Source organism: Streptomyces sp. LUP47B (assembly GCF_001746295.1).
In the GTDB taxonomy this organism is placed as follows: domain Bacteria; phylum Actinomycetota; class Actinomycetes; order Streptomycetales; family Streptomycetaceae; genus Streptomyces.
The window spans coordinates 55,746-68,838 of sequence record NZ_MJAH01000021.1 but is presented as its reverse complement, the minus strand read 5'-3'; the positions used below and the strand labels follow the sequence as shown (position 1 = coordinate 68,838).

Below are 13,093 nucleotides of genomic sequence, written 5' to 3'. Positions count from 1 at the left end.
CAGTTGGCACCGGACGATAGCAGGGTCTCTCAGTCGCATTTATCCCGGCCCTACCTCTCACGACGAGTGCCCCGTTTTTTCGGGCTTGGTGCCCGAATCGGGTTCGACGTAGAGGATCTTGGACTTCATGTGGGCGCGGGCCTGTGCGGCGATCCAGGTGAGGGTGCCGACGACGAGCGTGAGAGCGAAAGCCTTGGGGTTGAACAGCGTGGTGTTCTTGAACACCGCGACGAAGACGAACAGCAGCAGGATCTGAGTCGTGTAGAGCATCAGGCCCATTGCCTGGAACAGGTGCGGAAGCGATTTGGCAGTGCGCTGCAGGACGTAGAGACCGATGCCCATGAAGAGGATCACGATCAGCGTCGCCACCCCCGCCCCGATCGCACCCTTGCCACCGGCGACCACACCACTGACGACGGCGGCAACAGCGCCGACGGCAGCCGTGGGCACGGCGGCCTGAGCCAGGATCCGGACGTCGTTGGACGGCATGGCGGCAACTCCGCTTTCAAAGGGGGGGTGTGTCGTCATGGACGAGCGTAGTCCCGGGCTGAGGGTGACCCTCACGCCGGTGGACCGTCGCACTAACGGTCCTTCGGCTCCGCCCTGGGTTCTCGTGAACCGTATCACAAACTATTTGATGCGGTCTTTACCTAGAAGGTGTGCTCGCTGTCACACATGAGAGTGAACCTGCGCGTCTGTGCGGAAACGTGGCCGACTTGTCTGATATAAGGGCAGTTTGTCGCCCCGTAGAACTCCCACGCGTTGGCAATGCTTTAGTCAGATTCTTACCTTGCGCGTCAGCGCGAGGTCTCGGCCTTACGCCTCTCCGGAGCGTGCGACCGAGCCCTCAGCGCGGTCGCACCGTTGACACCCGCCACCCCGACGGCGACCGGAGTGCGCTGTTCCACCTCCACGGACTCCACGGAGTCCACGACCACGGGACGCCGACGGCGGTAGCGCGGCGGCACGACGGCCTGGGCCCACATCGGCACGCGCGGGGTGAAGCGCGGCAGCAGGAGCAGCACGAGACCGATCGTGCTGAGGAACACGACGCCGAGCACGATCCACATGGACGCGGAGTTCACCGAGTAGGCGAGCGAGCCGAACGCGATCAGCGCCGACCAGAAGTACATGATCCACACCGCGCGGCTGTGCGAGTGCCCGATCTCCAGGAGCCGGTGGTGCAGGTGCCCTCGGTCGGCGGCGAACGGCGACTGGCCGCGCCAGGTGCGGCGCACGATGGCCGAGATCAGGTCGGCGGCCGGCACCGCGATGATGCTCAGCGGCAGCAGCAGCGGAATGTAGACAGGGACCGTCTGGTGCACGGCCGCCTTCTCGGACCCGGCGAACAGCTTCAGCGCGTCCGGGTCGATCTGCCCGGTGATGGAGATCGCGCCCGCGGCCAGCACCAGTCCGATGAGCATCGAGCCGGAGTCGCCCATGAAGATTCTCGCGGGGTGCATGTTGTGCGGCAGGAAGCCCAGGCACATGCCCATCAGGATCGCCGAGAACAGCGTCGCCGGTGCGGCCGCCTCGATGCCGTACGAGTACCAGATCCGGTAGGCGTACAGGAAGAACGCCGCCGCCGCGATGCAGACCATGCCGGCCGCGAGACCGTCGAGGCCGTCGACGAAGTTCACCGCGTTGATGGTGATGACGACGAGCGCGACCGTCAGCAGGGTGCCCTGCCACTGGGTCAGCGCCACCGAGCCGACACTGGGGATGGGCAGCCACAGGATCGTCAGACCCTGCATGACCATCACGCCCGCGGCGATCATCTGGCCGCCCAGCTTGATCAGGGCGTCGATCTCGAACTTGTCGTCCAGGACACCGATCAGCCAGATCAGGGCCGCTCCGGAGAGCAGGGCGCGCGGTTCGTTCGACTTCTCGAAGACCTCGCTGAGGTTGGTCAGGTGGTCGGCGACCAGCAGGCCCGCGCACAGTCCGAAGAACATGGCGATACCGCCGAGCCGCGGAGTCGGTTCCCGGTGCACGTCACGGGCCCTGATCTCCGGCATCGCTCCGGCCACGATCGCGAACTTCCGTACCGGCCCTGTCAGCAGATACGTCACCGCGGCCGTGATGCAGAGCGTCAGCAGGTATTCACGCACAGGCTTCCCCACAGGTCTCGCTGGCCATCTCAGCCCCACACCCTAGCGACGCACGCATATGGTTGGGGACTTCCGGGTAGAGCCGATGGTTGCACGTGCGGCTGTGCCCACAGGTGCGGATACCCTCGCTCAGGCCGGATACGGCGGAAATCCGCCGACCAGATCCCGCACTTCTTCACGTGCCCTGACGCTCTCGACCTCGCCGCGCACAACCCCCGCGAGCAGGGCGGCGACCTTCTCCATCTCCTTCTCGGCCATGCCCTGGGTGGTGACGGCGGCCGTGCCGAGGCGCAGTCCGCGGGTGTCCGCGTGAGGCAGCGCACAGCAGTCGAGCACCAGGCCGGCGGCCGCGAGCCGTCCCCTCGCCGCGCGTCCGTCGACGCCGAGGGGCGCCGGATCGGCCGTCACGAGGTGGGTGTCGGTCCCCCCGGTGGTGACGACGAGCCCCTCGTCGACCAGCGCGGCCGCGAGGACCCTCGCATTGGCCACCACCTGACGGGCGTACGCGGCGAACGACGGTGTCGCCGCCTCGCCGAACGCGACCGCCTTGGCGGCGATGGTGTGCATCTGCGCGCCGCCCTGCGTGAACGGGAAGACGGCCCGGTCGACCCGCTCGGCCAGTTCACCACCGCAGAGGATCATTCCGCCGCGGGGGCCGCGCAGCACCTTGTGCGTGGTGGCGCAGACGACGTCGGCGTACGGCACCGGACTGGGCGCCGCTCCCCCGGCGACGAGCCCGATGGGGTGGGCGGCGTCGGCGATCAGATACGCGCCCACCTCGTCGGCGACCTCGCGGAAGAAGGCGTAGTCGATGTGCCGGGGATAGGCGATGGAGCCGCACACGATCGCCTTGGGCCGGTGGGTGCGGGCCAGTGTCCGGACCTGGTAGTGGTCGATGAGCCCGGTCTCGGCGTCGACGCCGTAGGGGACGAAGTCGAACCAGCGGCCGGAGAAGTTGGCGGGCGAGCCATGGGTGAGGTGGCCGCCGTAGGGCAGGCCGAGGGCGAGGACGGTGTCGCCGGGGCGCAGGAGGGCGGCGTAGGCGGCCAGGACCGCCGAAGAGCCGGAGTGGGACTGCACGTTGGCGTGCTCGGCGCCGAACAGGGCCTTCGCCCGCTCCACGGCGAGCCGCTCGGCGACGTCGACGATCTCGCAGCCGCCGTGGTGCCGGGCGCCCGGGTAGCCCTCGGCGTACTTGTTGGCCAGCGGGGAGCCCAGCGCGGCCAGTACGGCCGGGGAGCAGAAGTTCTCGGCGGCGATGAGCTGAAGCGTCGACGACTGCCGGTGGAGCTCCCCGAGCAGGATCTCGGCCAGCTCGGGATCCTGCCGCGTGAGGACGTCGGCGGTCTGGGGCGCATGGGTGACCGACATGGTGGACTCCGGGCGTCGACGATGACGTACGTCCAATGTAGGCCCGGTGCCTGTGCGGTGCCCGGTCGTTACGCCCTTGCGGGTACACCCGTGAGCACGGTGACGACAGGCTCCAGCGCCTCGTTCAGCCCCATCCCCAACGCGCCCTGCGTCACGCGCGCGCAGGAACCCCGGTCAGCGCCGTCACCACCGGATCCAGCGCCTCGTTTATCTCGTCCCCGATCGAGCGGAAGAAGGGCAGTGGGGCTCCGTACGGGTCGAAGACCTCGTCGGCCTCGGCGGTCGGGGCCAGGAGCCACCCGCGTAGAGCCGCCGCCGCGCGGACCAGGGCGCGTGCGCGGATCACCAGGCCCTCCTCGAGGGGCGGCAGGGTCGCCGGGTCTATCGCCTTCACCAGACGGGTGAACTCCTTCAGCGTGAAGGTGCGCAGGCCCGCCGAGTGGCCCATCGAGATCACCTGCTGACGGTGGTCGCGGGTCGCGGTCAGGACCAGGTCCGCCATGATCACGTGTTCGTCCAGCAGTTCCCGGCCCATGAAGCCGGAGGGGTCCGCGCCGAACTCGGCAAGCACGGTCTCCGCGTTGGCCTCCATGGGCGCGCCCTCGTGGCCCCAGGTCCCCGCGCTCTCCACAACGACCCCGCCCCACAGCGGGTCGCCGAGCCGGTCCGCCAGGGCATGCCGGGTCAGCCGCTCGGTGATCGGCGAGCGGCACACGTTGCCGGTGCTGACGTGGAGGATGCGGAAGCTGTCACGCGGGAGCCCCGTGAAGGTCCGCGTCTCTTCCCCGTCCCATATGCCACGCCCCGCGTCAGGGGCCGTCAATTCGCCACCTCGAGGTCGGGTACGACCTTCCTGAGCTCGTCCGCGGAGATCGCGCCCGCGCGCAGCAGCAGGGGCACCTCGCGGGTGACGTCGACGATCGAGGAGGGGACGTTGCCGGGGGTCGGGCCGCCGTCGAGGTACACGGAGACCGAGTCGCCGAGCATCTCCTGGGCCGCGTCACAGTCCTCCGGCGCCGGGTGGCCCGTCAGGTTGGCGGAGGAGACCGCCATGGGGCCGACCTCGGTCAGCAGCTCGATGGCGACCGGGTGCAGCGGCATACGGACGGCCACCGTGCCCCTGGTGTCACCCAGGTCCCACTGCAGGGACGGCTGGTGCTTGGCGACGAGGGTGAGCGCGCCCGGCCAGAAGGCGTCGACGAGCTCCCAGGCCAGCTCGGAGAAGTCGGTGACGAGACCGTGGAGGGTGTTCGGGGAGCCGATCAGCACGGGGGTCGGCATGTTGCGGCCCCGGCCCTTGGCCTCCAGGAGGTCGGAGACGGCCTCGGAGGAGAACGCGTCGGCGCCGATGCCGTACACCGTGTCGGTCGGGAGGACCACGAGCTCGCCACGGCGGACGGCGGACGCGGCTTCGCGCAGACCGGTCGTGCGGTCGGTCGCGTCGTTGGTGTCGTATCGCCGTGCCATATCTAGCGGGCCTCCTCGTACACGTACTGCTCTGAAGTCTTGGGAGTGCGGCTCACGGCATCGCCCTGCGGGCCGTCGCGAACCTGGGGCGCTTGTTGAGGTCGGGGTGGTCGGCCGCGTCGGCCCAGCCCCGCTCCTCTGTGAAGATCCACGGCACCTGGCCGCCCTGGGTGTCGGCGTGCTCGATGACGACGACACCGCCCGGGCGCAGGAGCCGGTGTGCGGTCCGTTCCAGACCGCGGATGAGGTCGAGGCCGTCCTCCCCCGAGAACAGGGCGAGTTCGGGATCGTAGTCCCGCGCCTCGGGAGCGACGTACTCCCACTCGGTGAGCGGGATGTAGGGCGGGTTGGAGATGACCAGGTCGACATGGCCGTCGAGGTCGGGGAAGGCGTCCAGGGCGTTGCCCTGCCGCAGGTCGACCCGCGACCCCTCGACGTTCTTACGGGTCCACCGCAGGGCTTCCTCGGACAGCTCCACGGCGTGCACGCGCGAGCGCGGGACCTCCTGGGCCAGGGCGAGCGCGATGGCGCCGGAGCCGGTGCACAGGTCGACGATGCACGGCTCGACGACATCCATCGCGCGGACGGCGTCTATGGCCCAGCCGACCACGGACTCGGTCTCCGGCCGCGGCACGAACACACCGGGCCCCACCTGGAGTTCGAGGTACCGGAAGTAGGCGAGCCCGGTGATGTGCTGGAGCGGCTCACGCTGCTCACGGCGCGCGATGGTCTCCCAGTAGCGGGCGTCGAAGTCCGCGTCCTTCACGGAGTGCAGCTCGCCCCGCTTCACGCCGTGCACGAACGCGGCGAGCTCCTCCGCGTCGTTGCGCGGCGAGGGCACGCCGGCGTCGGCCAGCCGCTGGGTGGCCTGGGCCACCTCTGCGAGCAGCAGGTTCACGCAAGTCCTCCGTGTCGTACTCGGTACTCGGTCGTGCGTAGGTACCTCTTTACGCGGCCGCCAGCTTCGCCGCCGAGTCCGCGTCGACGCAGGCCTGGATCACCGCGTCGAGGTCGCCGTCCAGGACCTGGTCCAGGTTGTACGACTTGAAGCCGACACGGTGGTCCGAGATGCGGTTCTCCGGGAAGTTGTACGTACGGATCTTCTCGGAGCGGTCGACGGTGCGGACCTGGCTGCGCCGGGCGTCGGCGGCATTGCGCTCCGCCTCCTCCTGCGCCGCCGCGAGCAGCCTGGAGCGCAGGATACGCAAGGCCTGCTCCTTGTTCTGCAGTTGGCTCTTCTCGTTCTGGCAGGAGGCGACGACTCCGGTGGGAATGTGCGTGATGCGCACGGCGGAGTCGGTCGTGTTGACGGACTGCCCGCCGGGTCCCGAGGAGCGGTAGACGTCGATGCGGAGGTCGTTGGGGTTGATCTCCACGTCGACCTCCTCCGCCTCGGGGGTGACCAGCACGCCGGCCGCGGAGGTGTGGATACGGCCCTGGGACTCGGTCGCCGGGACGCGCTGCACGCGGTGCACGCCGCCCTCGTACTTCATCCGGGCCCAGACGCCCTGCCCGGGCTCGGTGGCGCCGTTTCCGCCCTTGGTCTTCACGGCGACCTGGACGTCCTTGTAGCCGCCCAGCTCGGACTCGGTGGCGTCGATGATCTCGGTCTTCCAGCCGACGCGCTCGGCGTAGCGCAGGTACATGCGCAGCAGGTCGCCGGCGAACAGCGCGGACTCGTCGCCGCCCGCGCCGGCCTTGATCTCGAGGATGACGTCCTTGTCGTCGCTGGGGTCGCGCGGGACGAGGAGAAGCCGCAGCTTCTCCGTCAGCCCGTCGCGGGCCTTCTCCAGCTCCTTGACCTCGGCGGCGAACTCCGGGTCGTCGGCGCCCAGTTCGCGCGCGGTCTCGATGTCGTCGCCGGTCTGCTTCCAGGAGCGGTACGTGGCGACGATCGGGGTGAGCTCGGCGTAGCGCTTGTTCAGCTTGCGCGCGTTGGCCTGGTCGGAGTGGACCGACGGGTCGGCGAGCTTCGTCTCCAGGTCGGCGTGCTCACCGACGAGTTCCTCGACGGCCTCGAACATCTCAGGGCTCCTGTACTGCGGATGAAGGGGGAAGGCGGGCGACCAAAAACGCCGGTCCCGGCGCACTCCGAGGAGTGCGGCGTGGACCGGCGCTGGTGGCTCGCTACTTCTTGGCAGCAGCCTTGCCGAAGCGGGCCTCGAAGCGGGCCACACGGCCACCGGTGTCGAGGATCTTCTGCTTGCCCGTGTAGAACGGGTGGCACTCGGAGCAGACCTCGGCACGGACGGTGCCGCTCTGGATCGTGCTACGGGTGGTGAACGACGCGCCACAGGTGCAGCTGACCTGCGTCTCGACGTACTCGGGGTGGATGTCGCGCTTCAAGGTGTCTCCTAGTTTCGGGAGGGCGCCGGGTCGCCATCGCGGATTGCGGGGGCGTGAACCGGGACCGACGTACCAGTCTGCCAGCACTGGCCGCATCCCCCAAAACGAGGGGGCCCCGCGATCTATTCCCAGCGCTCGGCAAGCGGTGTCCTACGACGTGACGACGCCCTTGGCCTGGCCCGTCGCGGTGCCTTCGGTGGCCGACTTCGGGATCGTCCGGTCGTTCTCCAGGGCCGTCCAGATCTGCTTGGCCTTGGTCTCCTGCACGATCACGCGGTTCGGGTTCGCCGGGTCGTAGCGGACCGGCATCGTGACCATGGTCATGCCCGACGGGCTGATGTGCTGGAGGCCGCTCGCGAAGGAGACCAGGGAGTTGACCGAGCCGAGGTCGGAGTCGGTGGTGACGGCCTTGGTGGCGGTGTTCGCGAGGTCGTACAGCTTCTTGGGGCTGGTCAGCACGCCGACGCTCTTGACCTGCTTGACCAGCGCCTTGATGAAGGCCTGCTGGAGCTGGATACGGCCGAGGTCGGAACCGTCGCCGACGCCGTGCCGGGTGCGGACGAGACCGAGGGCCTGGGCGCCGGTGAGTTCGTGCGTGCCGGCCTTGAGGTCCAGGTGGCTGTCGGTGTCCTTGATGTTCTTGGTCGTGGTGACCGTGACCCCGCCGAGTTCGTCGACCAGCTTCTCGAAGCCGCTGAAGTCGACCTCCAGGTAGTGGTCCATGCGGATGTCGGTCATGGACTCGACGGTCTTGACGGCACAGGGCGCGCCACCGGTCGTGTACGCGGAGTTGAACATGACGTCCGAGGCGGCGTCGTGCTCCTTGCCGTCGGTGTCGGTGCACTGCGGGCGGTCGATCAGGGTGTCGCGCGGTATGGAGACCACGGTGGCCTTCTTGTGGCCCTCGTACACGTGGATGATCATCGCGGTGTCGGAGCGGGCACTGCCGTCGTCGGTGCCGCCGCCGAGCTTCTTGTTGGAGCCGGAGCGGGTGTCCGAGCCCAGGACGAGGATGTTCTCGGAGCCGTTGTCGGCCTTCGTGGGCCTGTCACTGCCGAGGACCTGGTCGATGTCGACGCTCTTGATGTTGCCGTTGAGCTTGAAGTACAGGTAACCCGCCCCGGTACCGCCCAGCACGACGATCCCCGCGGCGACCCAGGCCGTGATCAACAGGCCCTTTCGCCCCTTGCTGCGGGGTTTGCGACGACGTCCCTTGCCACTGCCCTCGACTGACATGCGCTCCTCGAATCTCGTCCGGTCGGTTACCCCCTGTTTTCAGGGTCAGGCGCGGTCAGTACCGCTCCATCTTCGCTCCGCCTGGTCAGACGGCGAAACTCGACAAAGGGTTGCACAACGCAGAGTGCCCATCGCGTACGGCGATGAGCACTCTGCGTAGTCGCGTGAGTGGGTCAGGCCGCGCTCACCTGCTGTTTCACCCGAAGATGTCGTACTGCTGGAAACCGGTGCCCAGTGACTTCGCTGTGCCGAAGATCTCGCTGGTGGCCTTCCCGGTGCCCGGGTAGACGTAGAGCGAGCCGCTGGCGTTGCGGATCAGGAGGTCCGCCTTGCCGTCGCCGGTGAAGTCGCCGACCGCGTCGAACGCGTTGTAGCTGGGCCAGCTGCGCACCTTGACTCGGGCCGCGAAGGCGCCCGTGCCGGACTTGCCCGCGCCCTTGTACAGGTAGACGGCGCCGGTGCTCTTGTTGCGGGCGATCAGGTCGGCCTTGCCGTCACCGTTGAAGTCGCCGTGGCCGACCAGCGCGTTGTACTGGCTCCAGCCCCCGCCGACCCGCGACGGCGAGCTGAAGGTGCCGTTGCCCTTGCCCGGGTAGATCCACAGGACACCGGAGCTGTCGACCGAGATCAGGTCGGGCAGGTAGTCGCCGGTGACATCGCCGGGGGCGATGATCCGGGTGCGGGTCTTCCAGTTGGTGAAGATCTTCGTGCTGACCCAACTGCCGTCGTCACGCGCGCTGTTGAGCACGAAGTGATCCCAGTAGACCGCGCCGGCGGTGGTCCGGTAGACCCAGTCCTGGAAGCCGTCCCGGTTCAGGTCGGCGGACCGGACCAGGTTGACGCCGCTCCAGTCGCCCAGGGACTGGCGGGTGGCCAGCGAGGTGCCCTTGGAGTCCAGCTCGTAGCCCACCTTGGTGGAGGACTTGCGGGCGTAGATGTCGGCCTTGCCGTCGGTGTAGCTGAGGTTGCCGTCGTCGATCTGCGTGTAGGCCGCGCCGACGTACGCGCTGACCTTGGCGAAGACGCCGTAGGAGCCCTCGACGACACAGTCGTGGCCGGGCACGCCGTCGTCGGCGCTCCAGGAGACGACACCGACGATCCGGCCGGCGACGACCAGCGGGCCGCCGGAGTCGCCGTTGCAGATGGCCGTCGTACCGGTGTCGCTGCCGGTGGCGGGCTCGCCCGCGCAGACGTTGTGGCCCTTGATGTACATGCTGCCGTAGGCGCCCGCGCAGGTGGCGTCCGACTGGATCGGCAGCGAGGCCGTCTTCAGCGTCTCGGAGATGTCCTGCGTGGTGGAGCTGGTGCGGCCCCAGCCGTAGACCTTGGCGGTCTTGGCGGCCGTGCCCGTGTACGAGGTCGTGTCGGTGTTCGTCGTCAGGCGGATCGGGGTCGCCTTGACGGGGGCCGCCAGGGTGAGGACCGCCACGTCGTTGTCGATCGTGGTCGCGTTGTACGACGGGTGGTTCCACTGGCGCAGGACGGCGGTGGCCTGGCCGCCGTGCAGGTCGGTGTTGTTGTCGGCGTCGGTGGTCGGCAGCACGGTGGCGCTGGTGACGACGACGCCGTACTTGGCCCAGTTGTAGCCCTTGACGCAGTGCGAAGCGGTCAGGATCTTCGTCGGCGAGACGACCGAACCGCCGCAGAAGAAGCCGAGGTCGTCGCTCTCGTCGGTGGTGCCCTTGTCGTCGTAGTACCAGAGCTGCGTCATGTACGGCGCGCTGCTGATGGTGGTCGTCGTACCGCCGATGATCTTCGGGCCGGCGGTCGTGGCGGTGGTGCTCGCGCTGCGGGACGACTTCTTGGTCGTCTGGCCTGCGATGTCGTCGCCGGCCTCGGCGCCCACGATGCGCTTCTTCAGCGTGGCGAGCGACGGCTGGCTGACGACGGGCTTCGCGGTCGGTGTCGGCAGCGCGGTGGCCGCGCCGGCGGACGTCGTCAGCACCGCGGCGGTCACGGCGGCGGCGATGCCGGCCGCGGCGACGGGCAGGGCGAAACGTATCCGGCGTCTGTGCCGACCGGCTCCAGGCATGGGCGTACCCACTGAAGTCCCCCCTCGGGATCAGAAGTTCGGACGAATGTCGAATGCGAGTCCGAAGAGCGCGATCGTACAGCGACCCACTGACAACGCGGAGGGCCGCCCCCTGACAGCAGGGGGCGGCCCTCATTCCGAACGCTTGACGTCAGTCGCCGTTGCCCGGCGTCGGCGTCGTCTTCTGGATCTGCATCAGGAACTCGGCGTTCGACTTCGTCTGCTTCATCTTGTCGAGAAGCAGCTCGACCGCCTGCTGCTGGTCGAGGGCGTGCAGCACCCGGCGCAGCTTCCATACGATCCCGAGCTCGTCGGGAGCGAGCAGGATCTCTTCCTTACGGGTACCGGACGCGTCGACGTCCACCGCCGGGAAGATCCGCTTGTCGGCGAGCTTCCGGTCGAGCTTGAGCTCGGCGTTGCCGGTGCCCTTGAACTCCTCGAAGATGACCTCGTCCATGCGGGACCCGGTGTCCACCAGCGCGGTGGCGAGGATGGTCAGCGAGCCGCCGTCCTCGATGTTGCGGGCCGCACCGAAGAAGCGCTTCGGCGGGTACAGGGCGGTCGAGTCGACACCACCGGACAGGATGCGGCCGGAGGCGGGCGCGGCGAGGTTGTACGCACGGCCCAGACGCGTGATGGAGTCGAGCAGCACGACCACGTCGTGGCCCAGCTCCACCAGACGCTTGGCACGCTCGATGGCGAGCTCGGCGACCGTGGTGTGGTCCTCGGCCGGGCGGTCGAAGGTCGAGGAGATGACCTCGCCCTTGACCGACCGCTGCATGTCGGTGACCTCTTCCGGACGCTCGTCGACCAGGACGACCATCAGGTGGCACTCGGGGTTGTTGTGCGTGATCGCGTTGGCGATCGCCTGCATGATCATGGTCTTGCCGGTCTTCGGCGGGGCCACGATCAGACCGCGCTGGCCCTTACCGATCGGCGCGACGAGGTCGATGATGCGGGTGGTGAGGATGCCGGGGTCCGTCTCCAGACGCAGGCGGTCCTGCGGGTACAGCGGCGTCAGCTTGTTGAACTCCGGGCGGCCACGGCCGTGTTCGGGCGCCATGCCGTTGACGGAGTCGAGCCGCACCAGCGCGTTGAACTTCTCGCGGCGCTCGCCTTCCTTGGGCTGACGCACCGCACCGGTGACGTGGTCGCCCTTGCGCAGGCCGTTCTTGCGGACCTGGGCGAGGGAGACGTACACGTCGTTGGGGCCCGGCAGGTAGCCCGACGTACGGATGAAGGCGTAGTTGTCGAGGATGTCCAGGATGCCCGCGACCGGGATCAGGACGTCGTCCTCGTTGATCTGCGGCTCGCCCGCGCCACCGATCTCGTCACGGCCACGACGGCCACGACGGTCCCGGTAACGGCCCCGACGGCCGCGGCGGCCGCCGTCGAAGTCGTCGTCGTCCTGCGGACCGTTGTCACGCTGCTGACGGTCCTGGCGGTCGGGACGGCCGCCGCCCTGCTGCTGGTTCTGCTGCTGGCGCTGACCGCCCTGGCCCTGCTGGTCGTCGCTCTTGCGGCGGTCCCCGCGGTCTCCGCGGTCGCCACGCTCCCCGCGGTCACGGCCGCGGTCGCGCTCACGGCGGTCGCGGCGGCCACGGCCTTCGCCGTCACCGGCGTCGCCCTGCGGCTGCTGCGCCGGCGTCTCGGCCTTGGGCTCGCTCTTCGCCTCGGCCACGACCGTCTCGGGGCTGCCCCCGGGGGCACCGGCCTCGGCGGTGGCACGGCGACGACGGCGCTCGGTGGGAGCGTCGTCCCCCCCGCGCTCGGCGGCCGGCTGTCCGGGGATCTCGATCTGCTGCTGGGCCACGGCCTTCTCGGCGGGGGCCTCGGCCTTCGCCTCCGCCTTCTTCTCGGCGGCATCGCCCGTACGGGCCTTGGAGGTGGCGCGGCGCTTCGGCTTGGTCTCGGTGGCGTCCCCGGCGGCGGCCGATGCGACCTTGGGAGCCGCGGCACCTCCCCCGGCCTGCGCCTCCTTGATGACCTCGATCAGCTGGCTCTTGCGCATACGCGCGGTGCCCCTGATGCCGAGGCCGGATGCGACCTGTTGCAGCTCGGCCAGCACCATGCCGTCGAGGCCGGTACCGCGGCGCCGCCGGGAGCCGGCACCGGTGGCAGGCGCGGAGGCGTCCGTGGAGGGCGCGGCAGCGGTCTCCTCGACACGTGCGCCCATCAGATCGGTGGTGTCGCTCACGAAGGGTCCTTCCCTGGAGCGGACGTCGGCCTGTCTGGCTCGGCGACCGTTTGTGCTGTCCGACGTCGGTCCCATCCTTGTGGACCGTGCCGGGGCGGTGGTCCGCCTGAGTGGCGGAGGAATGTGGTGACGGCGCTTCCGAGAGCCGTGGCACTGAGTGTCCGTGTCACGTGGCTTGGTCACACCGGTTCCGGAGCGTGCCCGGCAAGTCGCTCAGTGCTCGCGTACGAGGTACTGCCCATGTACGTCGTACGGAACGCTGTGCGGCTTGGGAGGCTCCCGGAAGAATGTCTGTCCCGGACGGGGACGTGAAGCACCTCGCCATGGTGGGGT

The 13,093-nt window shown here is 69.0% G+C and carries 11 protein-coding genes; all 11 read right to left on the bottom strand.

The annotated features are described in order from the left end of the window. Nucleotides 1-57 precede the first annotated feature (57 nt). The 11 genes from BFN33_RS42355 to rho all read right to left on the bottom strand — a co-directional run bounded on the left by BFN33_RS42355 (nucleotide 58) and on the right by rho (nucleotide 12,760). Nucleotides 58-489, bottom strand: a complete 432-nt coding sequence (locus tag BFN33_RS42355; RefSeq protein WP_069765554.1) for a hypothetical protein — start codon at nucleotides 487-489, stop codon at nucleotides 58-60. Between the two features lie 308 nt (nucleotides 490-797). Then, on the bottom strand, nucleotides 798-2,111 hold the full coding sequence (locus BFN33_RS42350) for an MraY family glycosyltransferase (protein WP_069765553.1): 1,314 nt from the start codon (nucleotides 2,109-2,111) through the stop codon (nucleotides 798-800). A gap of 129 nt (nucleotides 2,112-2,240) precedes the next feature. Then, nucleotides 2,241-3,482, bottom strand: a complete 1,242-nt coding sequence (gene glyA, locus BFN33_RS42345; RefSeq protein ID WP_069765552.1) for a serine hydroxymethyltransferase — start codon at nucleotides 3,480-3,482, stop codon at nucleotides 2,241-2,243. A 151-nt stretch (nucleotides 3,483-3,633) separates the two neighbouring features. Continuing rightward, nucleotides 3,634-4,305 carry a protein-tyrosine-phosphatase gene (locus BFN33_RS42340; protein ID WP_069765551.1) on the bottom strand — a complete coding sequence of 224 codons (672 nt, stop codon included), beginning with the start codon at nucleotides 4,303-4,305 and terminating at the stop codon, nucleotides 3,634-3,636. Then, nucleotides 4,302-4,949 carry an L-threonylcarbamoyladenylate synthase gene (locus BFN33_RS42335; protein WP_069765550.1) on the bottom strand — a complete coding sequence of 216 codons (648 nt, stop codon included), beginning with the start codon at nucleotides 4,947-4,949 and terminating at the stop codon, nucleotides 4,302-4,304. The genes BFN33_RS42340 and BFN33_RS42335 overlap by 4 nt, the downstream gene beginning before the upstream one ends. 52 nt (nucleotides 4,950-5,001) lie before the next feature. After that, on the bottom strand, nucleotides 5,002-5,847 hold the full coding sequence (prmC, locus tag BFN33_RS42330) for a peptide chain release factor N(5)-glutamine methyltransferase (RefSeq protein ID WP_069765549.1): 846 nt from the start codon (nucleotides 5,845-5,847) through the stop codon (nucleotides 5,002-5,004). Between the two features lie 49 nt (nucleotides 5,848-5,896). Continuing rightward, nucleotides 5,897-6,973, bottom strand: coding sequence for a peptide chain release factor 1 (gene prfA / locus BFN33_RS42325; RefSeq protein ID WP_069765548.1), 1,077 nt, complete (start codon nucleotides 6,971-6,973; stop codon nucleotides 5,897-5,899). Between the two features lie 103 nt (nucleotides 6,974-7,076). Next, entirely contained in the window at nucleotides 7,077-7,295 is a 219-nt protein-coding gene (gene rpmE / locus BFN33_RS42320) for a 50S ribosomal protein L31 (RefSeq protein WP_069765547.1), read from the bottom strand. A gap of 150 nt (nucleotides 7,296-7,445) precedes the next feature. Then, the gene (locus tag BFN33_RS42315; RefSeq protein ID WP_069765546.1) at nucleotides 7,446-8,531 is read right to left on the bottom strand and encodes an LCP family protein; all 1,086 of its coding nucleotides are present in this window, start codon (nucleotides 8,529-8,531) and stop codon (nucleotides 7,446-7,448) included. 196 nt (nucleotides 8,532-8,727) lie between these two features. Further along, nucleotides 8,728-10,563: a trypsin-like serine protease gene (locus tag BFN33_RS42310; protein ID WP_069765545.1), complete on the bottom strand. Its 1,836-nt coding sequence runs from the start codon at nucleotides 10,561-10,563 to the stop codon at nucleotides 8,728-8,730. A 151-nt stretch (nucleotides 10,564-10,714) separates the two neighbouring features. Further along, nucleotides 10,715-12,760, bottom strand: coding sequence for a transcription termination factor Rho (rho, locus tag BFN33_RS42305; RefSeq protein ID WP_069765544.1), 2,046 nt, complete (start codon nucleotides 12,758-12,760; stop codon nucleotides 10,715-10,717). Between the last annotated feature and the right edge of the window lie 333 nt (nucleotides 12,761-13,093).